Source organism: Streptomyces sp. WAC05374, from assembly GCF_004353505.1.
GTDB lineage: Bacteria > Actinomycetota > Actinomycetes > Streptomycetales > Streptomycetaceae > Streptomyces.
In genome coordinates, this window is record NZ_SMNQ01000012.1 from 186,291 (window position 1) to 212,966 (window position 26,676).

Consider the following 26,676-nt stretch of genomic DNA (forward strand, 5'->3'; position numbering starts at 1 on the left):
GGCCGTGTCCTCACTCCTCGTCGGGGGTCAGCCTCAGCGAGACCGAGTTGATGCAGTACCGCTGGTCCGTCGGGGTGGGGTACCCCTCGCCCTCGAAGACGTGCCCCAGATGCGAGCCGCAGCGGGCGCAGCGGACCTCGGTGCGGACCATGCCGTAGGTGCGGTCCTCGATCAGCTCGACCGCGTCGGTGTCCTTCGGGTCGTAGAAGGACGGCCACCCGCAGTGGGACTCGAACTTGGTCGTGGAGGTGAACAGCTCGGCTCCGCAGGCGCGGCAGGAGTAGACGCCCTTGGTCTTGGTGTCGGTGTACTCACCGGTGAAGGGGCGCTCCGTGCCGGCCTCGCGCAGGACGTGGTACTCCTCCGGGGACAGCTCCGCGCGCCACTGCTCGTCCGGCTTCTCGACGTCGTACGCCATGCTGCTCTCCCTCAGTCGCGGTCCGCGAGGCGGGCCAGGATCCTCGGGCCGAGGTCGGTGACGTCCCCGGCGCCCATGGTGAGAACGAGATCGCCGGGCTTGGCCATTCCCGCGACGACGTCCGGCACGGTGTCCTTGTCGGACACGGCGGTGACGTCGGCGCCGGCGGCGCGGGCCGCGTCGATGATCAGGGCGCTGGTGATCCCGGGGATCGGGTCCTCGCGGGCCGGGTAGATCTCGAGGACGGCCGAGGCGTCGGCGAGGGTGAGGGCCTGGCCCATCTCCTTGCCGAGCTCCTGGGTGCGGGAGAACAGGTGCGGCTGGAAGACGACGAGGAGGCGGCGCTCGGAGCCGGCGGCGGAGCGCATGGCCTCGAGGTCGGCGGTCATCTCGGTGGGGTGGTGGGCGTACGAGTCGATGACCTGGACGCCGGCGGCCTCGCCCTTGAGCTGGAGGCGGCGGCCGACGCCGGTGTAGGCGGTGAGGGCCTGGGCCAGGGCGGCGGGGTCGATGCCGACGCGGGCGCCGGCGGCGAGGGCGGCGGCGGCGTTGTGGGCGTAGTGGCGGCCGGGCACGGAGACGGTGAAGGTGTGCTCGGTGCCGTCGAGGGCGACGGTGACCTCGCTGGTCATGCCCCGGGGCGTGATGGCGAGGATCCGGGCGTCGGAGTCGGCGGACTCGCCGACGCGGATGATCGTCAGGTCGTCGCGGCCCGCGACCCGGCGGGCGAGCTCGCGGGCGCCGGCGTGCTCGCCGACGACGAGGGTGCCGCCGGGGCGGATCTTGGCGACGAACGCCTCGAAGGACTCGTAGATCTCGTCCATCGACGCGTAGTTGGCGTGGTGGTCCAGCTCGACGTTGAGGACGATCGCGACCTCGGGGTCGTACTTCTGGAAGCTGCGGTCGCTCTCGTCGGCCTCGGCGACGAAGATCTCGCCGTCGCCGTGCAGGGCGTTGGTGCCGGGCCCGGCGAGGTCGCCGCCGATGGCGTACGACGGGGCGAGGCCCAGTTCGGTGAGGGCGACGGCGAGCATGGAGGTCGTGGTCGTCTTGCCGTGGGTGCCGGCGACGGCGATCGCGCGCAGCCCGGTCATCAGGGCGGCCAGCGCGTCGGAGCGGTGGACGACCGGGATGCCCAGCTCGGTGGCGCGGGCCAGCTCGGGGTTGTCGGCGCGGATGGCGCTGGAGACGACGACGGCGGTGGTGTCGTCCGCGAGGTGGACGGCGGCGTGCCCGATGTGGACGGTCGCGCCGAGGGCCCGCAGGGACGCGGCGGTCTCGGACTCGCGCGCGTCGCTGCCGGCGACCAGGGCCCCGCGCTGGGCGAGGATCTTGGCGATGCCCGACATTCCGGCGCCGCCGATGCCGATGAAGTGCGGCCGTTCCATGGCGGCGGGAATCATGGCGGCGGGAATGGCGGGTGCCATGCGTGTCTCTCCCCGGGGTGCGACGTACGTGAGGGGCCCCAGCCTATGCGGTGTCGGGCTCGTCGTTGTGCGCGAAGAGCTTGAGCACGGGTACGCCGACCTTGTGGCGGGCGCGGGAGGCCCAGTCGCGGTGGAAGAACTCCTCGACGTAGTGGGGCTTGGTCAGCACGATCACCTCGTCGGCGCCGGACTCGTCCACGACCGCCTTGAGCTTGTCCAGCGGGTGGTCCTCGACGACCTGGCCGACGGCGTCGCAGCCGGCCGCGCGCAGGGCGCGCAGCGAGAGCTCCAGGCCCTGCTGGGCGGTGAGCCCGGCGGCCTCGCCCGCGTGCTCCTCGCCCTCCTTGACGGCTTCCTTCAGCTCGCCCAGGGCGACGTCGTCGATGGCCCGCAGCAGCACGACCTGGTCGCCGCGGGGCTGCATCAGGACGATGAAGGACATCCTCTCGTCGCCGTGGAGGGTGGTGACGAACTCCACGTCCACGGACGACAGCGGCTTCTCGATCATCAGAACGCTTGTGAACACCTGGGGAGCCCTTCTGCGGAAACCATCCTTCCCCGTGTCCGCACGGGGACTGCGAGAGTAAGTCTGCCCACCGGAAGCTAAGCGGAACGGATTATTCCGCTAATTGGTCAGCTCCGGGTGTACCGGGTGAAAAGGAACCCCTCCTCCTCCAGCAGGGAGGCCAGCGCGTACCGCTCGGGCACCGCGATCACCGGCCCGCCCGAGATCCGCTGCGCATCCCCGGCGGTCAGCAGCGGCGACACCGTCAGGCACAGCTCGTCCAGCACCCCGGCCGCCACGAACTGCCCGAGGAGGCGCGGCCCGCCCTCGGTGAGCTGGCGCGTCAGCCCGCGCCCGGCCAGGGCCGCGAGCGCCCGCCCGGGGTCCACACCGGGTCCGTCGCCCGCGACGATCACCTCGGCGCCCGCCCGCTCGGCCTCCCGCACCCGGTCCGGCGGCGCCGCCGCGCCGGTCAGCAGCAGCGTCGGGACGAGCGGCGCGGTGAACAGCGGGGCGGAGAAGTCCAGGTTCAGCGAGGCGCTGACCACCGCGATCGCGGGCGCCGGGCCCTGGCCGGCCGCCGCCCGCCGCTCGGCGAACGCCTCACGCGCGCGTGCCGGGCGGTACCCCTCCAGCCGTACCGTTTCGGCACCGACGATCACCACGTCGGCCAGCCCCCGCAGGGTGCCGAACACCCGCATGTCGGTGTCGGACGAGATGGGCTGGGAGCGCCCCTCGTGCTGGGCCGCCCCGTCCAGGGACGACACCATGTTGGCGCGCAGCCAGGGCGTGCCGGACGGGCGCCGCGGATAGGCGTAGGCGTCGGCCAGCTCGTCGAGGGACCATTCCCGGTCCTCGGTCGGGCGTGTCTGGTCGGTCACAGGGAACAGGCGTCGCATGCCGTGCAGTCTGACATGGCGATTAGAGTGAGTAACTGTGTCGACCCGTGCCATCACCGAAGCGGCCCCGCTGTCCCTGTGCGCCCGCGAGCCGCACGTCCCGGCAGACCGTCTGGTCGCCGAGATGGTGCCGCCGCCGCGCTTCGACGCGGTGCGCTTCGACACCTACATCCCGGACCCGAACCAGCCGAGCCAGTCCGAGGCGGTGACGGTCCTGAGCTCCTTCGCGGCCGGGCTCGGCGGCGCGCACGCGACCGGGGCCGGGCGGCGCCGCTGGTTCCAGAAGAAGCCCGCCGCGCCCACCGGACCGCGCGGGGTCTACCTGGACGGCGGGTACGGCGTCGGCAAGACCCACCTGCTGGCCTCCCTGTGGCACGCCACGCCCGCCGAGCCGTCCCTCAAGGCGTTCGGCACGTTCGTGGAGCTGACCAACCTGGTCGGGGCGCTCGGGTTCCAGCAGACGGTGGCGACCCTCAGCGGGCACCGTCTGCTGTGCATCGACGAATTCGAGCTGGACGACCCGGGCGACACCGTCCTGGTGTCGACGCTGCTCGGCAAGCTGGTCGACGCCGGGGTGGCCCTGGCCGCCACGTCCAACACCCTGCCCGGCAAGCTGGGCGAGGGCCGGTTCGCCGCCGCGGACTTCCTCCGCGAGATCCAGGGCCTGTCCGCCCACTTCCGGCCGCTGCGCATCGACGGCGAGGACTACCGGCACCGCGGTCTGCCCGAGGCCCCGGCGCCGTTCACGGACGAGCAGGTCACCAGGGCGGCGCACGCCACGCCGGGCGCGTCGCTCGACGACTTCCCGCACCTGCTGGAGCACCTGGCCCGGGTCCACCCGAGCCGGTACGGCGCGCTGACGGACGACCTCCGGGCGGTCTGCCTCACGGACGTGCGGCCCGTGCCCGACCAGTCGACCGCGCTGCGTCTGGTGGTGCTGGCGGACCGGCTGTACGACCGGGAGGTGCCGGTCCTCGCCTCGGGGCTGCCGTTCGACAAGCTGTTCAGTGACGAGATGCTGAACGGCGGGTACCGGAAGAAGTACTTCCGGGCGATCTCGCGGCTCACCGCGCTGGCGCGCGACGCGAAGGGGCTGGTCGAGCAGTAGGTTTGGGTGGCATAACCCATTTGGGGTCGTACATCGTCCGAAGGGAATTCGGCATGGCCACCACGCGTCACGCGCACACCGTTTGGGAAGGCAACCTCACCGAGGGGTCGGGCACCGTGTCCCTCGACTCCTCCGGGATCGGCCAGTACCCCGTCTCCTGGCCCGCCCGCGCCGAGGAGCCGAACGGCATGACCAGCCCGGAGGAGCTGATCGCGGCCGCCCATTCGAGCTGCTTCTCGATGTTCCTGTCCGGTGCCCTCACCAAGGCCGGCAACCCCCCGGCCCGGCTGACCACCAAGGCCGACGTGACCTTCCAGCCCGGCAAGGGCATCACCGGCATCCACATCACCGTCGACGGCGAGGTCCCGGGCCTGGACGAGGCGGGCTTCGCCAAGGCGGCCGAGGAGGCCAAGGCGGGCTGCCCGGTCAGCCAGGCGCTCTCCGGCACCGAGATCACCCTCACCGCCCGTCTGGTCTGACGCCGGGCGCGACACGAGGCGACGTGGCCCGCAGTGTTCACGTGTCACCACAGTGCGTGGTACACACGTGCGGGTCACGTCACACCTGTTCCCCACAGGGAGTTGTTGCCTCGTGTCCGATCGACTGCCCGCAACACGACGTCAAGTTCTGGCCGGTACCGGTGCGTCCCTGGCCACCATCGCCTTCACCGGCGCCTTCTCCGAGCTCTTCGCCGGCACCTCCGCCGCCCTCGGCCACGCCGGCTACGGCCCGCTGATACAGGACCCGGCCGGTCTGCTGGACCTTCCCAGAGGCTTCCGGTACAAGGTCCTCTCCCGGGAGGGCGACCCCCTCCGCTCCGGTGAGGGCACGGTCCCCGGCAACCACGACGGCATGGGCGCCTTCGCCGGCCGCCGCGGCCGCGTCCACCTCGTCCGCAACCACGAGAACCGCGCCTCCGCCCCCCTCGGCGTCCCCACGGTCCGGGGCCTGACCTACGACCCGGCGGCGAAGGGCGGCTGCACGGCGCTGGAACTGGACGGCCGCCACCACGTGCTCGGCGAGCGCGTCGCCATCGCGGGCACCGCCGTCAACTGCTCGGGCGGGCTGACCCCGTGGGGCACCTGGCTCACCTGCGAGGAGACGGAGGACAGGGCCGGGACCAACGGCTACACCAAGGACCACGGCTTCGTCTTCGAGGTCCACCCCGCCGACCCGCTGCGCACCGGAGCGGTGCCGCTGACCGCGATGGGCCGCTTCCAGCACGAGGCCGTGGCGGTCGACCCGTACACCGGGATCGTGTACGAGACCGAGGACGCCTTCCAGCGGCCGTTCGGCCTCTTCTACCGCTTCCTGCCCAACCGGCCGCTCGCCGGCACCGGTTCGCTGCGCGCGGGCGGGGCGCTGGAGGCCATGCGGGTGCCGGGCGTGCCGGACCTGTCGGCCATCCAGGAGGCGGGCGCGGCGTTCGACGGCGTCGAGTGGGTGCCCGTGCCCGACAGCCAGGCGCGGCAGACGCCGATCCGGCTCCAGGACTTCGGCCCCCGGGGCATCACCCACGCCCAGAAGCTGGAGGGGTGCTACTGGGGCGGGCGCTCGGTCTACTTCGTCTCCAGCTACGCCCGCGCCGCCGAGGGGTCGGCCGGCGACCACTACGGCCAGGTGTGGAAGTACGAGCCGCACCGGCGACGGCTCACGCTGGTCATCGTGTTCGGGCCCAGCAGCGACGTCCGGCTGCCGGGCGAGTCACCCGACAACATCTGCCTGGCGCCCGGCGGCGGGCTGATGGTGTGCGAGGACGGCAACGGGGCGCAGCACGTGTACGGGCTGACCCGGCGGGGCGAGGTGTACGCGATGGCGCGCGGCGCGCAGAACATCGGTACGCCGCAGGAGCCGGAGTGGGGCGAGTTCGCCGGTGTCGCGTTCTCCCCGGACGGCGGGACGATGTACGTCAACTGCTACCGGCCGGGCACCACGTTCGCGGTGACCGGGCCGTGGCGCTGAGGTGAGCCGTGGGCGGCGGCGCGTCCGGCGCGGGCCGCCGCCCGGTGGTGGTGCGGCGGCCTTTCACCAGGTGACGGGCAGCGCCCGCGGGCCGCGGATCAGGGTGCCGCGCCGCCAGGGGACCTGCTCGGGCGGGACCGCGAGGCGCAGGTCCGGCAGGCGGTCCAGCAGGGTGTCGATCAGCAGCTCGGTCTGCATGCGCGCGAGCAGTGCGCCCATGCAGTGGTGCGGTCCGTGCCCGAAGGCGACGTGCGGGTTGGGGGTGCGGTCGACGTCGATCCGCTCCGGATCGGGGAAGACACCGGGGTCGCGGTTGGCGGCGAGGTAGGAGACGTAGACGGCGTCCCCCGCGCTGATCCGCACCCCGTGCAGGTCCACGTCCTCCTGGGCGATCCGGGCCAGGCCGACGGAGCTGCGGTGCGGGATGTGGCGCAGCAGTTCGTCGATGGCGCGGGGGCGGACGGCCGGGTCGGTGCGGAGCCGTTCGAGGAGCCGGGGGCGGGTCAGCAGGAGGAAGAGCATCTGGCCGGTGTTGGCGGTGACGGCCTCCCCGCCGATCTGGAGCGGGCCCGCGAGCCCGATGGCCTCCTCCTCGCTGATGTCGCCCCGCCCGACCGCGGCGCCGAGCAGGGAGATGACGTCCTCCTCGGTGCTGCCGTAGCGCGACCGGATCGTCCGGGTGAACCAGCCGTACATGCCGTCCTTGGCCTCGGCGGTGGCGGCGGCGTCGCCCTCCGGGGAGACGATGCGCCGGGTCCAGGCCCGCATCGCCTCGCGGTCGGCGGCGGGCACGCCCATGACGTCGCAGATCACGGAGAGGGGGAACGGCTCCAGGACGCGCTCGGTGAGGTCCGCCGGCGGCCCGTCGGCGAGCAGGGCGTCCACCATCTCGTCCAGGGTGTCCCGGGCGAGGACCCGCAGCCGTTCCACGCCGCGCCGGGTGAAGGCCGGGGCGACCGCGCCGCGCAGCCGGTTGTGGTCGGGCTGGTCGGCGAAGGCGAGCGATCCCCGGCGGGGCTGGAAGTGTGCCGCGACCCGGGTGACCTGGCGGCCGGTGATCGGCGCACGGGTGAAGCGCGGGTCGTTGGTGACCATCCTGACGTCGTCGTAGCGGGTCACCAGCCAGGCCCAGCCCTCGCCGTGGGGAAGCTGGATGCGGCTGATCGGCCCTTCGCGCATCAGTTCCGCGAGCACGGGGTCGAAGTCCGTGCCGGTGATGTCCAGGGCGGGCCAGTGCCGCACGGGCGGCGGACCCAGGAGGGGCCGTATCGCGGTGTCCTCGGTCATGCGTCCGTCCGTCCCTTCGGGGTGGGGTTCCCCTCCACGATCACCCGCTCGGGGTGAGACCTCGCGCTGGACTACTCCGGACGGAAGCGGCACGCACACCACCCGCACGATGATCATATATTTTCCGCTTGTGACTACTCTTGTGCGGAATCTGTCGCTCTTGGCTGCTTTGTGCACCGTTCTCGTGGGCTGCGGCAGCGCCCCGGTCACCCGCCCCGCGACACCCGGACGGCCGTCCGCCGCGGCGAGCCCCTCCCCCGCCGGGGTGCCTCCCACCATGGCTCCCGGCCCCGGCGGCCTCACGCCCGTGTTCGAGCGGGGGCCGGTGACGGCCGGCAGGACCGTGGCGCTCACCTTCGACGCCGACATGACGGCCGACCAGGGCCCCAGGGCGGCGCGCGGCGAGCGGTTCGACAACCCCGCGCTGATCGACACCCTCCGGCGCCTGGAGGTCGACGCGACCGTCTTCATGACCGGACGCTGGGCGGAGGAGTACCCCGACCAGGCCAGGGCCATCGGCAACGACCCGCGTTTCGAGCTCGCCAACCACTCCTACAGCCACCACGCCTTCAAGGCCCCCTGCTACGGGCTGCCCGCCCTGCCCCCCGCGGACATGGCGGCCGACGTCCGCCGCGCCTTCACCGCCTTCCGCGCGGCCGGGGCGCGCAACGTCGTACCGTACTTCCGCTTCCCCGGCGGCTGTTACGACGACGGAGCGCTGCGCGCGCTGGCCGAGGCCCGGGTGACCGCCGTGCAGTGGGACGTGATCGGCGGCGACGCCTTCGCCACCGACGCGGACGCGGTCGCCGAGCAGGTCCTGGCGGGCGTACGGCCGGGCTCGCTGGTGGTGATGCACTGCACCCGCAGCGCCGCCCCCGTCACCGAGCAGGCGGTCCGCCGCATCGTCCCCGAGCTGCGCAGGCGCGGCTACCGCTTCGTCAAGGTCTCGGAGCTGATGGCGGCCGCCCGCGGCGCGTGAACCGCCTTGCCTTGCAGTGCACTCCAGCCCGTAACGTCACGCGTACGACCTGACGAGGGGACACACCGTGCGTTACACACTCTTCGGCCGGACCGGCCTGCGCGTGAGCGAGCTGGCCCTGGGCGCCATGACCATGGGCGGCGACGGCGAGGACGAGCCGAACGGCCGGATCCTCGACATGTACGCCGACGCGGGCGGCAACTTCGTCGACACGGCGGACATCTACGGCGCCGGCGCCTCGGAGACGGTCCTCGGCAGGCTGCTGGAGGGCCGCCGGGACCGGTTCGTGCTGGCCTCCAAGTACACCTGCGCCACCGACGCGGACGACATGAACTCGGGCGGCAACCACCGCAAGAACCTGGTGCGGTCGGTGGAGGCCAGCCTCGGCCGGCTGCGCACCGACCGCCTGGACGTGCTGTGGGTGCACGCGCGGGACGAGCTGACCCCGGTCGAGGAACTCATGCGGGCCCTGGACGATCTCGTACGCGCCGGGAAGGTGCTCTACCTCGGCGTGTCCGACTGGCCCGCCTGGGAGATCGCCCAGGCCAACACCCTCGCCGAGCTGCGCGGCTGGACCAGCTTCGCCGGCTCGCAGCTCCGGTACAGCCTGCTGGAGCGCACCCCCGAACGGGAGCTGCTGCCCCAGGCCCGCGGCTTCGACCAGGCGGTCTTCGCGTGGGCGCCGCTGGCGGCGGGCAAGCTCACCGGGAAGTACCGCCGCGGTGAGACGGGCCGGCTGGCGGACGGGGCCCGGGAGGACGAGCGGGAGGCCGCCGTCATCACCGCCGTCCAGGAGATCGCCGGCCAGGGCGGCTGGAGCCCCGCCCAGGTGGCGCTGGCCTGGCTGCGCGGCCGCCCGGGCAACATCGTGCCCCTCATCGGCGCCGGCCGGCCCGACCAGCTCGCCGACAACCTGGGCTGCCTCGACGTGGAGCTGGACGCCGCGGCCGTCGAGCGGCTCGACCGGGTGAGCGCGGTGCCGCTGGGCTTCCCGCACGACTTCCTGGCGGAGCCGGGCATCGTGCGCAACATCCACGGCGACCGCCGCGCGGACATCGACGACCGGCGCACCTGGCGCGCGTCCCGGTCGGACCGTCGCTAGCCGGAGCAGGCGGTGCGCTCGGCCTCCCGCCACTCGCAGACCGGGCACAGCGTGATGCCCTTGGTCGACTCCGGGTACTCGGTCGGTTCCTGGCACAGGACACACGCGGCGAACGGCGGCCCGCCCCGGGGCGCCCCGGCGTCCTCGGGAGCCGGTGTCTCGCAGTACGAATCGTCCATGTATACGAGCGTACTCACTCCCGCACGGCGGTGAGCCGGCAGGCGAGGGCCGTCGCCGCCACCGCGAGGACCGCCGCGGCGGCCAGCGGGAGCAGCGGCAGCGGGACCGTCCCGGTGCGGTTGCCGGTGACCAGCGCGGTGAGCGCGTGGTTGGCCGGCGAGCCGGTGGTCACCAGCGTCAGGAGCGCGGCCGCCGTGATCGCGGCGGTGGACCAGCCCCGGGCGGGCACCAGCGGACGGGTCAGCAGGGCGCCGAGGGCCGCGCCGAGCAGCACACAGATCGCCGCGGTCAGCAGGCCGGCGAGGGCGGCGGACGGCAGGGGGACAGCGGTACGGCCGTCGGCGCCGACCGGTCCGGCCGTCGCCGTGACCAGCAGCACGGCCGCCACGCCGGGCACGGCCCCGCACAGGGTGCCGGCGAGGACCGCCGCGAGGTGGACCCGGGTGCGGCCGGCCGCCGCCGAGGCGACGTGCCGGGCGGCGGGCGGCTCCTGGTTCAGGCAGGTCCGGACGAGCCAGGCCGTGACCGGCAGCAGGGGCGCGGTGACGTACCCGAGCGTGCCGAGGACCGGCTCCCCGGCGCGTACGCCGATGGCCAGGAAGGCCAGGTAGAGCAGGACCGGCGGCAGCCAGCGCTGGGAGCGCAGCAGCAGGGCGGTCTGGTAGTGCAGGAGCGCGGTCATCGGGCGGGACTTCCGGTCGTCGCGGGGCTGACCCCGTGGATGTGCCAGGGCGGGTGGGCGGTCAGCAGCTCCCGCAGCAGCGCGTCGGAGTGGGCGGCGGGCACGGTGAACGTGACGGTGCCGTCCGTCCCGGTCTCGTACGCGGGTGGGCCGGGCAGCGGGTGGCCGGGCAGCCGGCCGCCGGACGCCGTGACCCGGACCGGCCGCCCCGCTCCGGTCGCCTCCGCGGCTCCCGCGGCACGGGGGCGGGCCTCGAGACGGCCGCCGTTCACCGCGTACACCGCGTCCGCCTCCCCCGCGAGGCGCCGTGGGTCGTGGTCGACGAAGAGCACGGCACCGCCCGCCGCGACCCGCTCCCGCACCGCCCGGTCCAGTTCGGCGCGGGCGGCCGCGTCGAGGCCGGTCCACGCCTCGTCGAGCACCAGCAGGTCCGGGTCGGCGAGCAGCGCCTGGGCCACGGCGACCTTCTGGCCGGTGCCCTTGGACAGCTCGGCCAGCGGGGTGCGCGCGTGCGCCCCGGCGCCGAACCGCTCCAGCCACCGGGCGGCCCGCTCCCCCGCCGCGCGGCGCCCGAGTCCCTGGACGCGTCCGAGGTGGACGAGGTAGCCGGTGGCCGTGAACGGCAGCGCGGCGGGGAAGCGCTCGGGTACGTAGGCGGTGCGCGGCGGGCGGCCGGTGACGCGTCCCTCGGTGGGGGCGTCGATACCGGCGGCCAGCCGAAGGAGGGTGGACTTGCCGCTGCCGTTGGTGCCCTCGATCCGGACCAGGGTGCCGGCGGGGACGCCGAGGTGGACGTCCCGCAGCACCCATGGCCCGGTCAGGCCGTAACGGCGGCCCACGCGCTGGAGGTTCAGGACTGCTTCGCCTTCTCGGGGGTGAGCTCGCTGGGCCGTACGATCACGAAGCCGTCGCCCTGGAGCATGAGCTGCACGGCCTCGCCGGAGCCGCCGCGGATCATCGAGCCGAGGGACTGCGAGCGGTGCAGCGAGGTGCTGAGCTGGGCGCTCCAGCCGACGACGGCGTCGGTGTCGACGTACACCGGCTGGTGGGTGGTGACCGGGATGACGACGGGGTTGCCGTCGCAGATCACCGCGAGCTTGCCGTAGCCGGTGAAGACGCTGTTGAAGAGCCCGCCGCCGGTCATTCCGGCGCCCTTCACGGTCTTGATGTCGTAGGAGAGGGTGGCGTCGAAGCACAGGACGTTGCGGCCGTTGACGGTGAGGGCGTCGCCCTGCTCGATGTCGACGATGAAGCAGTTCTGGGCCTCGTGCGCGAACCACGCCTCGCCCTGGCCGCGGACGGCCATCAGCGGCAGGCCCTCGCCGGTGACGGCGCGCTTGAGCATGCCGCCCAGGCCCTGGCCCTTGCGCTCGAACTGGAGGTTGCCCCGGTAGGCGATCATCGATCCCTGCCGGGCGTGCATCTCCCCGTTGACGACGTACTTGACCGACTTCGCGTTCTGGAGGGTCATGCCGGGGACGGTCGCCTGCTGCGCCATGTTCTCGGACGCGAAAAGATCGCTCTTCATGCGGGCATCGTGTCCCGGAACCACCCATTCCGCCAAGAAAGCCGTCTTCGGTGCCTGGCAGACTGGCGGGGTGAGCAGCAGTGATGACCTCCCCGAGTACGTTCTCCCCCTCGTCGTGCGGGTGGAGAAGAGCGAGCCGCCCGCCCGTACCGACGCGCTGGAGACCGCCGCCCGCGCGGTGCTGGTGATGCTGTCGGACGACCGGTCGGTGGGCGACGGCGAGTGGGCGCGCGTGATGCGCGACTGGCAGGACGCGCGGATACGCAAGGTGGTGCGCCGGGCGCGCGGTGGCGAGTGGCGCAAGGCCGCGCTCCTGCCCGGCATCACGGTCACGGGCGCCACCGCGGAGGTGCGGGTCTTCCCTCCGGTGCCCCTGGACGGCTGGCCCAAGGAGCTGGCCAAGCTCCAGGTGTCGGGGACCGAGCTGGACGACACCGGTGAGCCGGCGCCGCCCGCGCCCGGGCAGGCGCTGCTGTGGCTCAACCCGGAGCTGACCATGTCGACCGGCAAGGAGATGGCGCAGGTCGGCCATGGCGCGCAACTGCTGTGGTGGGCGATGACGGACGCGGACCGCGCGGCCTGGCGGGAGGCCGGTTTCCCCCTCGCGGTGCGCACCGCGCACCCGGACCGGTGGGCCGAACTGGCCGGAAGCGGACGGCCGTTGGTGCGGGACGCGGGCTTCACGGAGATCGCGCCAGGGTCGTGCACGGTGGTCGCCGACTTCCCCCTCCAGGTGAACTGAACGTATCTCCGCCTGTATACGTACCTCCCAGTAATGCCATCAGGTTCGGGAGGCACCACCTTGCTGTTGCGACGCATCAACGGTTCGGCACTCATCATCGCGGCCCTCGTCGTCACGGTCGGCGCGCTGGCGTTCCCGGTCTGGTCGTACGCCGACCGCTCCGGCACCGGCCAGGCCAACCTCAACGCGACGACCGTGGCGACCCAGTGGGGGCCGCTGTCGGCGACGGACCGCGACTTCCTGGTGAAGGTCCGGCTCGCCGGCCTGTGGGAGCTGCCGGCCGGCCAGCAGGCCATCGAGCGGGCGCCCAGCCAGGCCATCAAGGACGCCGGCGACCACCTCGTCGTCGGCCACACCGACCTGGACCAGCGGGCCCGCGACGTGGCGGCCAAGCTCGGCGTCGAACTGCCGAACCAGCCGTCCGAGCAGCAGCAGGGGTGGCTGCGCGAGCTGTCGGCGGCCAGCGGCGAGGAGTACGAGCGCAAGTTCGCCAACCTGCTGCGCAACGCGCACGGCAAGGTCTTCGCCCTGGTCGCCCAGGTGCGGCACACCACCCGCAACACCCTGATACGGCAGCTCGCGAGCGACGCCAACCAGACGGTGCTGGACCACATCACCATGCTCGAGGCGACCGGCAAGGTCGACTTCGACGCGATCGCCAACGAGGCGGCGGGGCTGTCGACCGCGAGCCCGTCCGGCCCGCCGGCGCCCAACGGCAACCTTCCGCCGGCCCCCTCCCCGGCCGTGCCGTCGGGCTCGGACCAGTCGTTCACGTCCCGGCCCTCGACGCAGCCCGGACCGCCGACCGCGATCAACACGAACCGTCCCTAGCGTCACGCCCGCACCGCGCGCCCGGAACCTCAAATGAAGCTCTGAACTGGGGCTCTTTCGGATTGAGGGGCCATGTCCGGGGCCATCACCCCTCCGACCGACGCACGAGGAGGGGGACATGGTGAGGCGTGAGCTGGGGATCGGGATCGGCTGGCGGCCCGAGATCGCGGACGCGGTGGAGGGCCTGCCCGGGGTGGACTGGGTGGAGGTGGTCGCGGAGAACATCTGCGTCGGCCACCTCCCCGACCCGCTGCTGAAGCTGCGCGAGCGGGGCGTCACGGTCGTCCCGCACGGCGTGTCACTGGGGCTGGGCGGCGCCGGCCGGCCCGACGAGGGGCGGCTCGCCGAGCTGGCGGCGAAGGCCACGGCGCTGGGGGCACCGCTGGTCACGGAGCACATCGCCTTCGTACGGGCCGGGGGGCCGCTCACCGCGTCGCCCGCGCTGGAGGCGGGCCACCTGCTGCCGGTGCCGCGCACCTGGGACGCGCTGGACGTGCTGTGCGAGAACGTCCGCATCGCGCAGGACGCGCTGCCGGTGCCGCTGGCGCTGGAGAACATAGCGGCGCTGTTCTCCTGGCCCGGCGAGGAGCTGACGGAGGGGCAGTTCCTGGCGGAGCTGGTGGAGCGCACCGGGGTCCGGCTCCTGATCGACGTGGCGAACCTGCACACCAACCACGTCAACCGGGGCGAGGACCCGGCGAAGGCGCTGGCCGAGCTGCCCGTCGAGGCCATCGCGTACGTCCACGTGGCGGGCGGGGTGGAGCGGGACGGCGTCTGGCACGACTCGCACGCCCACCCGGTGCCGCCCGCCGTGCTGGACATCCTGTCGGACCTGGCCTCCCGCGTCAGCCCGCCGGGCGTCCTGCTGGAGCGGGACGACGACTTCCCCCCGGCGCGGGAGCTGGCGGCCGAGCTGGCGGCGATCCGTGACACGGTGCGGGGGGCCGCGCCCGCGGCGGACGCCGTTCCCGCGGCGCCGTCCCGCGCGCGAGCGGCCGGCACGGTGGCACCGGGGGTGCGGGAGCGGGTGGGGATCGCTCAGGCGGCGCTGCTGTCGGCGCTGGTCGCCGGGACGCCCGCACCGGAGGGCTTCGACCACGCGCGGCTTCGCGTGCAGAGCCGGGCGCTGGCCGGCAAGCGGGCCGGGGTGGTCGCCAAGGTCGCGCCCGAGCTGCCGCGGATACTCGGCGACGGCTACCGTGCCGCGTTCCTCTCCTACGCGGCCGCCCGCCCCATGCGCGCCGGCTACCGGCGCGACGCGCTCGACTTCGCGGAGCACCTCCTGATCGCCGGGCGGCCCGACGACCCCGCCGCCCGCCGGAGGCTCACCCTGTGGTGGCAGGAGCGCTCCGGGGTGCGGCCGCCCGGCCGGGCCGGCCGGCTGGTGCGTGCCGCCCGCGCCGCGCTGGTGGGGCGGTGAACATGATGAACACCGTCGCCGTCCTCCTGTACGCCGCCGTCGCCGTCTCCTCCGCCCTGCTCGTGTACGGGGTGGCCGCCTCCCGGCGCGGGCCCGGCGGTCCCCTCCACTACCGGGTGGAGGCCGCGTTCCTCGGCGGCGGGCCCGCCCGGGTGGTCGACGCCGCCCTCGCCTCGCTGCACGCGGACGGCCGCGTGACCGTGGGCGGGCCGGGCATCGTGCACGTCGTGCGCCCGGTCGGCCACGACCCGGTCGAGCGCGCCGTGCTGCACGAACTGGCCGCCGCGCCCAGCGGGGCGCTGCACGTGGTCCGGCTCGCCGCCATGCGCCACCCCGCCGTGCAGGAGGTCGGCGACCGGCTCGCGGCACGCGGGCTGATCGTGCCGCGCGGCGCGGCGCGCGTCTGGCGCCGGTGGAGCACCGTCCAGGCGGTCGGGTGCTTCCTGCTCTTCTTCGCGTCCATCGCCGCGACCGTCGCCGAGTACGCCACGCTCGACTTCGGTGAGATGCCGTTCCCCTTCGTCGTCAAGGTGCTGCCCGCGCTGGTGGCGGGCGTGGTCGTCGCGATCATCTGCGGCACGGTCAGCGGCCGGCGGATCACCGGGGCGGGCCGCCGGGCCCTGGCCGCGTACCGCGGGGCCCACGCCCACCTGACGGAGCCGGGGGACCTGGTGGCGCTGCACGGGCTGCGCGCGCTGCCCGACCCGGCCCTGCGGGAGCAGTTGCAGGCGGCGGCGGGGATGCGCGGGTCGAGGAGCGGCGGCGGGGGCACCCAGGACGACACGGCCATGACGACGGTCGTCGTGTGGTGCGCGAGCGACGACTCGGGCGGGTCGAGCTGCGGGGGCGGCTGCGGCGGGGGCGGCGGAAGCGGCTCGGCGTGCGGCGGCGGATCGGGCTGCGGAAGCGGGTCGAGCGGCGGGGGGTCGAGCTGCGGTGGAGGGTCGAGCTGCGGCGGGGGCGGCGGAGGCGGCGACTGACGGGGCCGCAATCCTCCAAAGTACCGCGTTCAGAAGGGAGTTGGGCGGAGGTCGCGCAACCGTCCGCACGATCACCGCGCCTCCCGCTAGCGTGCGGCACACCATGCGACACCACACCGGCACCGGCCTGGTCGTCGTCGCCCTGACGGCGACCATCGCCGCCCTCGTCTTCCCCGTCTGGTCCTACGCCGACCGTTCCGGCACGCCCCCCGACCGCCTCGCGGCCGGTTCCGTACCCACCCGGTGGGGCCCGCTGTCCGCCGCCGACCGCGACTTCGTCGTCCGTGTCCGGCTGGCCGGCCTCTGGGCCCTCCCGGCCGCCCAGCAGGCCGCCGGGCGCGCCCCCAGCCGCGCCGTCGAGACCGCGGGGCGGCATCTCGCGGACGACCACACGTACCTCGGCGTCCGCGTCCGTGACGTCGCCGCCCGGCTGCGGCTGCCGCTGCCGACCCAGCCCACGGCGGAGCAGGGCGGCTGGCTGGAGCGGCTGACGGGGACGCACGGGACGGCCTACGGCCCGGTGTTCGCCACGCTCCTGCGGGAGGAGCACGGCGCCCTCTTCTCCGCCGCCGCCGAGGTCCGCGCCACCACCCGCAACAGTCTGGTCCGGGCGCTCGCCGACGACGCCGTGCGGCGCCTCCTCGGGGACCTCACCGCCCTGGAGACGTCCACATCGTGAAAACCCCGTGGCGCCGGGCCCACCGCCTCGCGTAGAACTCCGGCATGCTCTGGGTCCCGTTCCTGCTGGTGACGTGGGTCGCGGCGGCGGCAAGCTGCGCGCGGCTGTGCCTGGCCGCCGTCGAGGCCGCCCAGCCGGTGGGCACCGGCGCGCCGGACCGTGACCGCGAACTGACCCTGTACGAGGCCGCGTTCCTGGCCGGCGGCCCGCAGCGGGTGACCGACCTGACCCTGGTGTCGATGCACCGGCGGCGACGGCTGTGGCTGGCGCACACCGGCTGGGCGACCGTGGTCGACCCGGACCCGGAGGGCGCGGACCCCCTGGAGCGTTCCGTGATCGGCGCGATAGGGCCCGAGGGGCAGTCGCGGATAGCGGCGGTACGCGCGTCGGCGTCGGCCGCGGAGGCGGTACGGGCGCTCGCCGACCGGCTGGTCGCGGCCGGGCTCGCCGTGCCCGACGCCGCGCGGTCCGGCATCGTCGCGGCGTTGCGGAACGTGCGCCGCTCGACGGCCCTGACCGTCGCGCTGGCGGCGGCCACCTCGCTGCTGCTCCCCGCCGGGCACGGGCCGGACGCCCGCGGGATGGCCTGGTTCGCGCTGCCGCTCGTCCTCACGCTGGGGTGCCTGGTCATCGCGCGCGTCGAGGTCCACCCGTACACGCGCTGGGCCTCCCCCGCCGGGCAGAGCCTGCTGCGGAAGGTGCGGGCGAGCCCGCGCGACCCGCTCACCGCCGTCGCCATCGGCGGGATACACGCGCTGGACGACCCCGCGCTGCGGGCGGCGCTCACGCCGGGGCGGCGCGGGCCGGGATGACGCCGGTGCGGCGCGCGGGACGCGCGCCGCACCCGGAGCCGGACCCGGTGTCGCTGGAGCGGCGGGCGTACGGGCCCGCCGTCTGATCTTCCGGGTCGGTGGGTGAGGGGCGGCCGGCCGTCGAGGACACCGCGCCGCCCGTCACCGGGTCGGTCGGGTCAGGGCCGTCAGGCGAGACCCGCGACCAGATCCGCGACCGACTTGCGCCGGCCGGTGTAGAACGGGACCTCTTCGCGCACGTGCATCCGCGCCTCGGAGGCGCGCAGGTGGCGCATCAGGTCCACGATCCGGTACAGCTCGTCCGCCTCGAAGGCGAGGATCCACTCGTAGTCGCCCAGCGAGAACGAGGCGACCGTGTTGGCGCGCACGTCCGGGAAGCCGCGGGCCATCTTGCCGTGGTCGGCGAGCATCCGGCGCCGGTCCTCGTCGGGCAGCAGGTACCAGTCGTAGGAGCGCACGAAGGGGTACACCGAGACGTAGTCGCGCGGAGTCTCGTCGGCGAGGAACGCCGGGATGTGCGACCGGTTGAACTCGGCGGGGCGGTGCAGCGCCATGTTGGACCACACCGGCTGAAGCGCGCGGCCGAGCCGGGTGCGGCGGAAGAGGTTGTACGCCTCCTGGAGCGCGTCCGAGGTCTCGGCGTGCCACCAGATCATCAGGTCGGCGTCGGCGCGCAGGCCGGACACGTCGTACGTGCCGCGGACCGTGATGTCCTTGGCGGCGAGCTGGTCGAACAGCTCCTGGACCTCGTCGGCGTAGCCGGTCCGGTCCTCGGGCAGGACGTCGCGCAGCTTGAAGACGGACCACAGGGTGTAGCGGATGACCTCGTTGAGGTCCTTCGCCTTCTTACCGGCGTTCGGGATCTTTTCGGGCGCACTCATGGGGCTATTCTCGCTCGTCACTCAGGGTGCCGTGCGCCAGGGTCGGCGTGGCGAGGATCTCGTCGGCCGCGCGCCGCGCGCTGGCGATGGTCGCGGGGATGCCGACGCCGTCGTACACGGCCCCGCACACGCGCAGGCCGGGCAGCTTGGCGACGGCGTCGCGGATGCGGGCGACCCGGGCGAGGTGGCCGACGGGGTACTGCGGCAGGCCGCCGATCCAGCGGGTGACCTCGGTGGCGACGGGCCTCGCGGCCAGGCCGGTGGCGTCGCCGAGGTCCTTCAGCGACACGGTGACGAGGTCGGCGTCCTCGCGGTGCAGGTGCTCCTCCTCGCCGTACCGGCCCACCGAGGTGCGCAGCACCACGAGGTCCTTCGCGCCCTCGTCGGTCCACTTCCACTTCTGCGACGAGAAGGTGGACGCCTTGATGGTGCGGCCGTCGACGGGCGGGACGAGGAAGCCGGAGCCCGCGGGCAGCGCGTCCGCCACGTCGGCGCGCCGGAAGGCCAGGGTGATCAGTGCCATCGAGGCGTACTCGACGGCGGCCAGCTCGGCGGCGGCGACCGGTGACTCGGCGGCGAGCAGTTCGGCGGCGGACCAGGCGGGGGTGGCGACGACCACGGCGCCGGCGCGCAGGACGCGGTCGCCGGTACGGACGTCCCAGCCGCCTCCGGCCGCTCGGGTGAGCCGGTGGACGGGTGTGTCGGTGAGGACTTCGCCGCCGAGGGCGGTGATGGCGCCGGCGACGGCGCCGGGCAGGGTGCCGATGCCGCCGGCGATGCCCATGAACGCGGGCCCGGTCTGCGCCTGCGCGCCGCGCTGGAGGGCGCGTACGGCCCCGGTGAGGGTGCCGTGGGTGCGGGCGGCGTCGAAGAGCTTGGGCACGGCGGCGCGCATGGACAGGGCGTAGGCGTCGCCCGCGTACACACCGCCGAGGAGCGGTTCGACGAGCCGGTCGACGACCTCGCGGCCGAGGCGTTCGGCGACGAACCGGCCGACGGCGACGTCGTCGCCCAGGGCGGCGGGGTCGGCCGGGGGCAGGTCCCGCTCGTGCTCGATCCGGGCGAGGCCCTCGGCGGACAGCAGCCCGGCGAGGGCGGCCGCGTCACCGGGGACGCCCATGACATGGCCCTTGGGCATCGGCCGCAGCGCGTCTCGGGTCCAGACGGCCGCGGTGGCGGTCGCGGGCGGCTGGAGCCGGTCGCCGAGGCCGACGGCGCGGGCGAGGTCGGTCGCCTCGGGGCGGCGGGCGAGCATCGACTCGGCGCCGAGGTCGACGGGGGCGCCCTCGATCTCCCCCGACTGCAGCTTGCCGCCGAGCCGCGTGGTGGCCTCCAGCAGGGTCACGCGCCGCCCGGCGGTGATCAGCCGGTGGGCGGCGGCGAGGCCCGCGATGCCGCCGCCGATGACGACGACGTGGCCGGTCTGGGAGGTGTCCCCGGTGTCCGCGTTCATGACTCCACTGTCTCAAACGCCCTTCCCGCTCCCGACGGTGACCGGTCGTGGCGGAGGCGCGGGCCGTAGCGTGTCCCGCATGGGAAAGCAGCGACGGGAACGACTGGTGATCATCGGTGGGGACGCGGCCGGCATGTCCGCCGCCTCGCAGGCCCGCCGGCTGAGGGGTGTCGACGAGCTGGAGATCGTCGCGTTCGAGCGGGGGCACTTCACCTCGTACTCGGCGTGCGGCATTCCGTACTGGGTCGGTGGTGACGTCGACGGGCCGGACCAACTGGTCGCGCGGACGCCCGAGGCGCACCGCGAGCGCGGCATCGACCTGCGGCTGCGCACGGAGGTGACCGCGATCGACCCGGACGGCGGGCGGGTGCGCGTACGGGACGCGGAGTCGGGCGCCGAGTCGTGGGAGGGCTACGACAAGCTGGTCGTCGCGACCGGGGCCCGCCCGGTGCGGCCGCGGCTGCCGGGCATCGACGCGGCGGGCGTGCACGGGGTGCAGACGCTGGACGACGGGCAGGCGCTGCTGGACACCCTGACCGAGCTGAACGGAACGGCGGGGCGGCGGGCGGTGGTCGTCGGCGCCGGGTACATCGGCGTGGAGATGGCGGAGGCGCTGCTGAACCGCGGCTACGAGGTGACCGTCCTCAACCGGGGCGAGCAGCCGATGTCGACGCTCGACCCGGACATGGGGCGGCTGGTGCACGAGGCGATGGACGGCCTCGGCATCACCACGGTCGGCGGCGCGGACGTCACCAAGATCCTCACGGACGACGCCGGCCGGGTGCGGGCGGTGGCGACCGAGGACGCCGAGTACCCGGCGGACGTGGTCGTCCTCGGCATGGGCGTGGCGCCCGAGACGACGCTGGCGCGGGAGGCGGGGCTGCCGCTCGGCGCGTCCGGCGGGCTGCTCACCGACCTGTCGATGCGGGTGCGCGGCCGGGAGAACATCTGGGCGGGCGGTGACTGCGTCGAGGTGCTGGACCTGGTGTCGGGCCGGGAGCGGCACATTCCGCTGGGCACGCACGCCAACAAGCACGGCCAGGTCATCGGCGCCAACGTGGCCGGCGGGTACGGCACGTTCCCGGGGGTCGTCGGTACGGCGGTCAGCAAGGTCTGCTCGCTGGAGATCGCCCGCACGGGGCTGCGCGAGAGGGACGCGGAGGCGGTGGGCCTCCGGTTCGTGACGGTGACCGTCGAGTCGACGAGCCGGGCCGGGTACTACCCCGGGGCGGCGCCGATGACGGTCAAGATGCTCGCCGAGCGCCGCACGGGCCGGCTGCTGGGCTGCCAGATCGTGGGCCGGGAGGGTGCGGCGAAGCGGGTGGACATCGCGGCGGTGGCGCTGACGGCGGGGATGACGGTCGAGCAGATCACGGCCCTGGACCTGGGGTACGCCCCGCCGTTCTCCCCGGTCTGGGACCCGGTCCAGGTCGCGGCCCGCAAGGCGGTGACGGCGGTGCGGAAGGCGGGGTGACGGACGACAGTTAGGGTCGGGCGTCATGATCACTTCATTCAGCGACGCCTTCGTCCGTGCGACCGAGCCCCATGCCGCGTGGGGGTGGGAGCAGCTCGAGGTGTTCACCGCGTTCATGCCCTCCGGCCCCTGGACGGCCGACCTCGGCCGGTGCCTGTACCAGCAGGGCGGCCGTGACCTGCGGATCTCCGTGCTCGGCACGTTCGACGAGTCCGACGGCTCGTGGCTGTGGGGCTGGGCCAACCCGGGGTTCGGCGACATGCCGGTGGTGGGCGCCTCGGCGGAGGTGCGGCGGCGCGGTGAGCGGGCCGGGGTGCCGGAGTTCACGGAGGCGGGCCTGGACCTGTCCGCGTTCCCGGACCCGCGCATGGCGGTGGAGCGCCTGGCGTTCGGCGCCATGGGCGTGCTCGCGGCCGCCGGGTACCTGGGGGTGGAGGCGGCGCCCGGGACGCGGCTCTACCTGGTCCCGGACGACCCGTCGGTGCCGCGCACCGCGCCGGACGCGGTCACCCTGCCGCGGGTGCTGCTGACCGGGGCGGGCGCCGTCGAGGGCGCGGTGCCGCGCGCGGTGGTGGGCGGGTACTTCGCCCACCACGGCCTCGCGCAGCGCCCGTCGCCGGACGCGATCGGCGCCGACCTGCCGAACGGTGCACCGGTCACGGTGTCGTTCGACGAGGCGGGCCGGATCGCGTCGGTGAACGTCACCGCCCTGTAGGGACGGTCAGCGGGCGGTCCGCGTGTGGACGTACTCCACGAGACGGGTCAGGGCGTCCGGGTCGGTGGTCGGCAGGACGCCGTGGCCGAGGTTGAAGACGTGGCCCTCCAGCCCGGCGGCGGCGTCCAGGACCTCGCGGGTCTTGGTCTCGACGGCCTCGGGGGTGGAGAAGAGGACGGCCGGGTCGAGGTTGCCCTGGAGCGCCTTGCCGGGGCCGACGCGGCGGGCGGCCTCGTCCAGCGGGACGCGCCAGTCGACGCCGACCACGTCGGCGCCCGCCTCGCCCATGAGGCCGAGCAGCTCTCCCGTGCCGACGCCGAAGTGGATGCGCGGTACGCCGTACTCCTCGACCGCCCGGAACACCTTGGTGGAGGCCGGCATGACCGAGCGGCGGTAGTCGGCGGGGGCGAGGGCGCCGACCCAGGAGTCGAAGAGCTGGATCGCGGAGGCGCCCGCCTCGATCTGGACCTTCAGGAAGGCGGCGGTGATGTCGGCGAGGCGGTCCAGCAGGTCGGCCCACAGCTCGGGGTCGCCGTACATGAGGGCCTTGGTGTGCTCGTGGTTGCGGGAGGGCCCGCCTTCCACCAGGTAGCTCGCGAGGGTGAACGGCGCGCCCGCGAAGCCGATGAGCGGGGTGGTGCCGAGCTCGCCGGTGAGCATGCCGATCGCCTCGGTGACGTACGAGACGTCCTCGGGCGTGAGGGCACGCAGCCGCTCCAGGTCCTCACGGCGGCGGATCGGCTCGGCGACGACCGGGCCGACGCCCGGCTTGATGTCGAGGTCGACACCGATGGCCTTCAGCGGCACCACGATGTCGCTGAAGAAGATCGCGGCGTCGACCTTGTGCCGCCGCACCGGCTGGAGGGTGATCTCGGTGACCAGCTCGGGCCGCATGCACGACTCCAGCATGGGGATGCCTTCGCGGACCTTCAGGTATTCGGGCAGCGACCGTCCCGCCTGCCGCATGAACCACACGGGCGTGTGCGGCACGGGTTCCCGCCGGCACGCCTTGAGGAACGCGGAGTCGTAGGTCTTCGTCTGCTGGGCGCCCGAAGGGCTGTCGTTGGCACTCACGCCCAGAATCTTCGCATGTACGGCCAAGCGGCTGGCGTGGTGCGGGTGTCTCTCCCTGCGCGGGGCCGTCCTTCCGCCTACTCTTCCCCGCATGGCTGCGGCTCAGGGACAGTTCTCCGATCACTCCGACGGCGCCGAAGGAACGGAAGACAGGGAGGGTACGTCCGTCCCGCCCGCCTTCCGGCTGGCGGTCGAGGCCCTGCGCGGGGCGCGGCTGCGGCCGGAGATCGAGGTGGAGCCGTCCCGCCCGCCGCAGCGGCTCGCCCCGTACGCGTACGCCCTGGAGGCCGCGGTCGTGGAGGGCGAGGAGGACCTGGCGGACGGCCGTCTCGTGCTGCTGCACGACCCGGCCGGTCACGAGGCGTGGCAGGGCACCTTTCGGCTGGTGACGCTGGTGCGGGCGGAGCTGGAGCCGGAGATGGCGGCCGATCCGCTGCTGCCGGAGGTGTCCTGGTCGTGGCTGACGGGCGCGCTGGAGGCGCGGGGCCTGTCGTACGAGGAGGCCTCGGGCACCGTCACCCGTGCGGGGTCTCACTACTTCGGTGGACTCGCCGAGCGCCGCCCGGCCACGCAGATCGAGATCCGGGCGTCCTGGACGCCGCGCGAGGGCCGCGGCGGGGTGCCGGACACCGCCGCGCACCTGGCGGCCTGGTGCGACCTGCTGTGCCAGATCGGGGGCCTGCCGCCTTCCGGGCCGGGGCCGCTGGACGCCGGTTCGGGGGCCGTGGTCTCGCTCCCCCAGCGCCGGGGCCCCCAGCACCCGTAACCAGGCGGGCCCTGCCCACCCCCACCACCCGCGGTCGGCCTCCGGGCCGGGGCGGACCCGCGACCGGCGTTGCCCGCCGGAACGGCACCGCCCCTGTGGGCCCCGAGAACAGGCACCGCCCCAGTCCCGTTGTGCCCACCCGTCCCAGCAGGACGGCTGCAGACCACGGGGTGGGCCGGCCCAGCCGGACCACCCGCAACGGGGCGGGGTTAGCCCCGCGGCCCGGCCACCCACGGGGGCAAGCCCGGCGGGGGGCCGCGTCAACGTGGCGCCGCGGCGGTCACCGGGTGGGCCTAAGCGGCGTGCCGAGCGCGTAGGCTGCGGCGCCTGCCGTGGCCGTTCATGGGGCCGTACCCGCGCTCAGGGGCGCGGCCCCGCCGGGCCGGCGGGCGCCCCGCGTGGGATGGGGCGCTCGTAGGATGATCGATCGCCCGTCCGAATTGCCCCAATTGTTACTCACTAAATCGTGATCTTCCCCTAAAGGCGGACGCCAGGGCTGCCGAAGAGGTCTGTGACCCTTCAAACACGGTTCGCCCGGCTTCTTCCCCGAGCCGGCTGTGTCCCGCACCTTCCCAGGAGGCCTGGTGTCCGTTCTCCTCGAGCAGCCCGCAAGCCTGGTCGCCTACCGCCCGAACAAGCCGACGGCCATGGTCGTCGTGGCCGACCCGCGCGTCCGCTCCACCGTCACCCGCCACCTGTGGGCTCTCGGAGTGCGTGACGTCATCGAGGCGTCGTCCATCGCGGAGGCTCGTCCCCGCGTCGGCAGCCCGCGCGACATCTGCGTTGCCGACGTCCACCTGCCCGATGGCTCCGGGCTCACCCTGCTGTCCGAGACCCGCGCCGCCGGCTGGCCGAACGGGCTCGCCCTCTCGGCGGCCGACGACATCGGCGCCGTACGCAACGCGCTCGCCGGCGGCGTCAAGGGATACGTCGTCACAGGTACGCGCACGAACATCGGCCACCCCACCCGCCCCGGCGCCGCCCCCATCGGCGCCGCCGCCGCCCGGCTGCACCGCCGTCCCCCCGGCGCCCCGAGCCACCCGGGCGGCTACCGGGAGCTCTCCGGCCGCGAGGTCGAGGTGCTCCGGCTGGTCGCGGAGGGCCAGTCGAACAAGGCCATCGGCGTGTCGATGGGCCTGTCCGCGCTGACCGTCAAGAGCCACCTGGCCCGCATCGCCCGCAAGCTGGGCACCGGCGACCGGGCCGGGATGGTCGCCGTGGCACTTCGTACGGGAATCATCCACTGACCGGTTCACACCACCCCCGCGCCCGTCGACGGAACGTTCCGTCGACGGGCGCTTGCCGTTCACAGATACCCTTGACAGGTGACCGACGCCCAAGAGACCGCAGCAGAGACAGCACTGCGAACCACCGGGGGCGGCCCTCCGGACCACGGCGTCGCAGACGGCGTGGTCGACGGGACGCCGATCCCCCTGCTGGAGCCCCGTGAGGGCATCCCGCCCGTGGTGGCCGAAGAGCATGCCCTCGCCGAAGTGATCGCCGCCTTCGCACGCGGCACCGGCCCCGTCGCCGTCGACGCCGAGCGCGCGTCGGGCTACCGCTACGGCCAGCGGGCCTACCTGGTGCAGTTGCGCCGGGAAGGCGCGGGCAGCGCGCTGATCGACCCGGTGGGCTGCCCGGACCTGTCCGGGCTCGGCGAGGCCCTGGCGGGCGCCGAGTGGATCCTGCACGCCGCGAGCCAGGACCTGCCGTGCCTGCGGGAAATAGGCATGGTGCCCACCCGGCTCTTCGACACCGAGCTGGCCGGCCGTCTCGCGGGGTTCCCGCGCGTCGGCCTCGGCGCGATGGTCGAGTCGGTGCTGGGGTACGCCCTGGAGAAGGGCCACTCCGCCGTGGACTGGTCCACCCGCCCGCTGCCCGAGCCGTGGCTCCGGTACGCCGCGCTGGACGTCGAGCTGCTCGTCGACCTGCGTGACGCACTGGAGAAGGAGCTCGACCGGCAGGGCAAGCTGGAGTGGGCGTACCAGGAGTTCGACGCGATCGCCTCCGCCCCGCCGCCCCCGCCCCGCAAGGACCCCTGGCGCCGGACCTCCGGCATGCACAAGGTCCGCCGACGGCGCCAGATGGCGGTCGTACGGGAGCTGTGGACCGCCCGTGACCGGATCGCCCAGCGGCGTGACGTGTCGCCCGGCAAGGTGCTCAGTGACGCGGCGATCGTCGAGGCCGCGCTCGCCCTGCCCGCCAGCGTGCACGCGCTGACGGCGCTGCCCGGGTTCGGGCACCGCATGGGCCGCCGCCAGCTCGAGCAGTGGCAGGCGGCGGTGGACCGGGCGAAGGCGCTGCCGGACATGGAGCTGCCGCAGCCCGGCCAGCCGCTGCAGGGCCCGCCCCCGCCGCGCGCGTGGGCGGAGAAGGACCCGGTGGCCGCCGCGCGGCTGTCCGCAGCCCGTGCGGCCGTCTCCGCGCTCGCCGAGTCGCTGAACCTTCCGCCGGAGAACCTGATCACACCGGACACGGTGCGCCGGGTGTGCTGGGAGCCGCCCAAGGACATCTCGGAGGAGACGGTCTCGGGCGCGCTGGCCGGGTACGGGGCGCGGCAGTGGCAGATCGAGCAGGTCACGCCGGTGCTGGTGGCGGCGCTGACCGCGGCCGAGGACTGACGCGGGGCAGCCCCCGGCCGATCGCGGACGCTGTTGGTTAATTCCGCCCCGCTGGGCTTCATCCAGCGGGGCGGAGTGCTGCAAAGGGTGAGGTCCGGGTGCGGGCGAGGGGTCTGCCGGTGAGCCAGGCGTCGATGCGGGTGAGGTTGAT

28 protein-coding genes are annotated in these 26,676 nt (G+C 74.2%); 16 read left to right on the forward strand and 12 right to left on the reverse strand.

What is annotated here, in order from left to right:
- Positions 1-10 precede the first annotated feature (10 nt).
- From msrB to E2B92_RS22540, 4 genes are all read right to left on the reverse strand, one after another.
- Complete coding sequence (msrB, locus tag E2B92_RS22525) at positions 11-418, reverse strand: peptide-methionine (R)-S-oxide reductase MsrB (protein WP_126884206.1); 408 nt, start codon at positions 416-418, stop codon at positions 11-13.
- Positions 419-429: 11 nt separating this feature from the next.
- Positions 430-1,845, reverse strand: a complete 1,416-nt coding sequence (gene murC, locus E2B92_RS22530; protein ID WP_126884207.1) for a UDP-N-acetylmuramate--L-alanine ligase — start codon at positions 1,843-1,845, stop codon at positions 430-432.
- A 43-nt stretch (positions 1,846-1,888) separates the two neighbouring features.
- The gene (locus E2B92_RS22535) at positions 1,889-2,371 is read right to left on the reverse strand and encodes an indole-3-glycerol phosphate synthase (protein ID WP_126884208.1); all 483 of its coding nucleotides are present in this window, start codon (positions 2,369-2,371) and stop codon (positions 1,889-1,891) included.
- A 107-nt stretch (positions 2,372-2,478) separates the two neighbouring features.
- Positions 2,479-3,249 (reverse strand): pyrimidine reductase family protein, encoded by a 771-nt coding sequence (locus E2B92_RS22540; RefSeq protein WP_126884209.1) that lies wholly within the window; start codon positions 3,247-3,249, stop codon positions 2,479-2,481.
- A 37-nt stretch (positions 3,250-3,286) separates the two neighbouring features.
- Between E2B92_RS22540 and zapE the strand changes: the two genes are divergently transcribed.
- The 3 genes from zapE to E2B92_RS22555 all read left to right on the forward strand — a co-directional run bounded on the left by zapE (position 3,287) and on the right by E2B92_RS22555 (position 6,319).
- On the forward strand, positions 3,287-4,357 hold the full coding sequence (gene zapE / locus E2B92_RS22545; RefSeq protein WP_126884210.1) for a cell division protein ZapE: 1,071 nt from the start codon (positions 3,287-3,289) through the stop codon (positions 4,355-4,357).
- Positions 4,358-4,410: 53 nt separating this feature from the next.
- Positions 4,411-4,836, forward strand: coding sequence for an OsmC family protein (locus E2B92_RS22550; RefSeq protein WP_126884211.1), 426 nt, complete (start codon positions 4,411-4,413; stop codon positions 4,834-4,836).
- Positions 4,837-4,948: 112 nt separating this feature from the next.
- Entirely contained in the window at positions 4,949-6,319 is a 1,371-nt protein-coding gene (locus tag E2B92_RS22555) for an alkaline phosphatase PhoX (RefSeq protein WP_235023923.1), read from the forward strand.
- A gap of 63 nt (positions 6,320-6,382) precedes the next feature.
- On the opposite strand, the gene E2B92_RS22560 is transcribed toward E2B92_RS22555, so the two are convergent.
- On the reverse strand, positions 6,383-7,606 hold the full coding sequence (locus E2B92_RS22560) for a cytochrome P450 (RefSeq protein WP_126884212.1): 1,224 nt from the start codon (positions 7,604-7,606) through the stop codon (positions 6,383-6,385).
- Positions 7,607-7,715: 109 nt separating this feature from the next.
- Here E2B92_RS22560 and E2B92_RS22565 point away from each other — a divergent pair, with 109 nt between their 5' ends.
- Together E2B92_RS22565 and E2B92_RS22570 are read left to right on the forward strand one after the other, a co-directional pair.
- Positions 7,716-8,585, forward strand: a complete 870-nt coding sequence (locus E2B92_RS22565; RefSeq protein ID WP_126884213.1) for a polysaccharide deacetylase family protein — start codon at positions 7,716-7,718, stop codon at positions 8,583-8,585.
- Between the two features lie 67 nt (positions 8,586-8,652).
- Positions 8,653-9,687: an aldo/keto reductase gene (locus tag E2B92_RS22570; protein ID WP_126884214.1), complete on the forward strand. Its 1,035-nt coding sequence runs from the start codon at positions 8,653-8,655 to the stop codon at positions 9,685-9,687.
- On the opposite strand, the gene E2B92_RS22575 is transcribed toward E2B92_RS22570, so the two are convergent.
- The 4 genes from E2B92_RS22575 to E2B92_RS22590 are packed head-to-tail and all read right to left on the reverse strand — an operon-like array spanning position 9,684 to position 12,077.
- Positions 9,684-9,866: a hypothetical protein gene (locus tag E2B92_RS22575; protein ID WP_126884215.1), complete on the reverse strand. Its 183-nt coding sequence runs from the start codon at positions 9,864-9,866 to the stop codon at positions 9,684-9,686. The two genes, E2B92_RS22570 and E2B92_RS22575, sit on opposite strands and share 4 nt — an antisense overlap.
- 14 nt (positions 9,867-9,880) lie before the next feature.
- The gene (locus E2B92_RS22580; protein WP_126884216.1) at positions 9,881-10,549 is read right to left on the reverse strand and encodes an ABC transporter; all 669 of its coding nucleotides are present in this window, start codon (positions 10,547-10,549) and stop codon (positions 9,881-9,883) included.
- The gene (locus tag E2B92_RS22585) at positions 10,546-11,403 is read right to left on the reverse strand and encodes an ATP-binding cassette domain-containing protein (protein WP_126884224.1); all 858 of its coding nucleotides are present in this window, start codon (positions 11,401-11,403) and stop codon (positions 10,546-10,548) included. The genes E2B92_RS22580 and E2B92_RS22585 overlap by 4 nt, the downstream gene beginning before the upstream one ends.
- Complete coding sequence (locus E2B92_RS22590; RefSeq protein WP_126884217.1) at positions 11,400-12,077, reverse strand: AIM24 family protein; 678 nt, start codon at positions 12,075-12,077, stop codon at positions 11,400-11,402. Before E2B92_RS22590 ends, E2B92_RS22585 begins: the two co-directional genes overlap by 4 nt.
- A gap of 70 nt (positions 12,078-12,147) precedes the next feature.
- On the opposite strand from E2B92_RS22590, the gene E2B92_RS22595 reads away from it, so the two are divergent.
- The 6 genes from E2B92_RS22595 (at position 12,148) to E2B92_RS22620 (ending at position 17,541) form a co-directional block, all read left to right on the forward strand.
- Positions 12,148-12,819 carry a peptidyl-tRNA hydrolase gene (locus tag E2B92_RS22595; protein ID WP_399431133.1) on the forward strand — a complete coding sequence of 224 codons (672 nt, stop codon included), beginning with the start codon at positions 12,148-12,150 and terminating at the stop codon, positions 12,817-12,819.
- A 66-nt stretch (positions 12,820-12,885) separates the two neighbouring features.
- Entirely contained in the window at positions 12,886-13,650 is a 765-nt protein-coding gene (locus E2B92_RS22600) for a DUF4142 domain-containing protein (protein WP_185923533.1), read from the forward strand.
- Positions 13,651-13,768: 118 nt separating this feature from the next.
- Positions 13,769-15,070, forward strand: a complete 1,302-nt coding sequence (locus E2B92_RS22605) for a DUF692 domain-containing protein (protein WP_126884219.1) — start codon at positions 13,769-13,771, stop codon at positions 15,068-15,070.
- Between the two features lie 2 nt (positions 15,071-15,072).
- Positions 15,073-16,050, forward strand: a complete 978-nt coding sequence (locus E2B92_RS22610; protein ID WP_443070298.1) for a TIGR04222 domain-containing membrane protein — start codon at positions 15,073-15,075, stop codon at positions 16,048-16,050.
- A 103-nt stretch (positions 16,051-16,153) separates the two neighbouring features.
- Complete coding sequence (locus E2B92_RS22615; protein WP_126888870.1) at positions 16,154-16,729, forward strand: DUF4142 domain-containing protein; 576 nt, start codon at positions 16,154-16,156, stop codon at positions 16,727-16,729.
- A 44-nt stretch (positions 16,730-16,773) separates the two neighbouring features.
- Entirely contained in the window at positions 16,774-17,541 is a 768-nt protein-coding gene (locus E2B92_RS22620; RefSeq protein WP_126888869.1) for a TIGR04222 domain-containing membrane protein, read from the forward strand.
- 167 nt (positions 17,542-17,708) lie between these two features.
- On the opposite strand, the gene hemQ is transcribed toward E2B92_RS22620, so the two are convergent.
- Both hemQ and hemG read right to left on the reverse strand, forming a co-directional pair.
- Positions 17,709-18,422 (reverse strand): hydrogen peroxide-dependent heme synthase, encoded by a 714-nt coding sequence (gene hemQ / locus E2B92_RS22625; RefSeq protein ID WP_126888868.1) that lies wholly within the window; start codon positions 18,420-18,422, stop codon positions 17,709-17,711.
- A 4-nt stretch (positions 18,423-18,426) separates the two neighbouring features.
- Complete coding sequence (gene hemG / locus E2B92_RS22630; protein ID WP_126888867.1) at positions 18,427-19,875, reverse strand: protoporphyrinogen oxidase; 1,449 nt, start codon at positions 19,873-19,875, stop codon at positions 18,427-18,429.
- A gap of 79 nt (positions 19,876-19,954) precedes the next feature.
- On the opposite strand from hemG, the gene E2B92_RS22635 reads away from it, so the two are divergent.
- Together E2B92_RS22635 and E2B92_RS22640 are read left to right on the forward strand one after the other, a co-directional pair.
- Positions 19,955-21,349 carry an FAD-dependent oxidoreductase gene (locus E2B92_RS22635; protein ID WP_126888866.1) on the forward strand — a complete coding sequence of 465 codons (1,395 nt, stop codon included), beginning with the start codon at positions 19,955-19,957 and terminating at the stop codon, positions 21,347-21,349.
- A 25-nt stretch (positions 21,350-21,374) separates the two neighbouring features.
- Positions 21,375-22,064: a DUF6882 domain-containing protein gene (locus E2B92_RS22640; RefSeq protein WP_126888865.1), complete on the forward strand. Its 690-nt coding sequence runs from the start codon at positions 21,375-21,377 to the stop codon at positions 22,062-22,064.
- 6 nt (positions 22,065-22,070) lie between these two features.
- On the opposite strand, the gene hemE is transcribed toward E2B92_RS22640, so the two are convergent.
- Entirely contained in the window at positions 22,071-23,138 is a 1,068-nt protein-coding gene (hemE, locus tag E2B92_RS22645; protein WP_126888864.1) for a uroporphyrinogen decarboxylase, read from the reverse strand.
- Positions 23,139-23,229: 91 nt separating this feature from the next.
- Between hemE and E2B92_RS22650 the strand changes: the two genes are divergently transcribed.
- The 3 genes from E2B92_RS22650 to E2B92_RS22660 all read left to right on the forward strand — a co-directional run bounded on the left by E2B92_RS22650 (position 23,230) and on the right by E2B92_RS22660 (position 26,525).
- Complete coding sequence (locus tag E2B92_RS22650; RefSeq protein WP_126888863.1) at positions 23,230-23,904, forward strand: DUF3000 domain-containing protein; 675 nt, start codon at positions 23,230-23,232, stop codon at positions 23,902-23,904.
- 584 nt (positions 23,905-24,488) lie between these two features.
- Positions 24,489-25,151 carry a helix-turn-helix transcriptional regulator gene (locus tag E2B92_RS22655; protein WP_073755186.1) on the forward strand — a complete coding sequence of 221 codons (663 nt, stop codon included), beginning with the start codon at positions 24,489-24,491 and terminating at the stop codon, positions 25,149-25,151.
- Positions 25,152-25,229: 78 nt separating this feature from the next.
- Positions 25,230-26,525: a ribonuclease D gene (locus E2B92_RS22660; RefSeq protein ID WP_126889600.1), complete on the forward strand. Its 1,296-nt coding sequence runs from the start codon at positions 25,230-25,232 to the stop codon at positions 26,523-26,525.
- Positions 26,526-26,676: the final 151 nt, after the last annotated feature.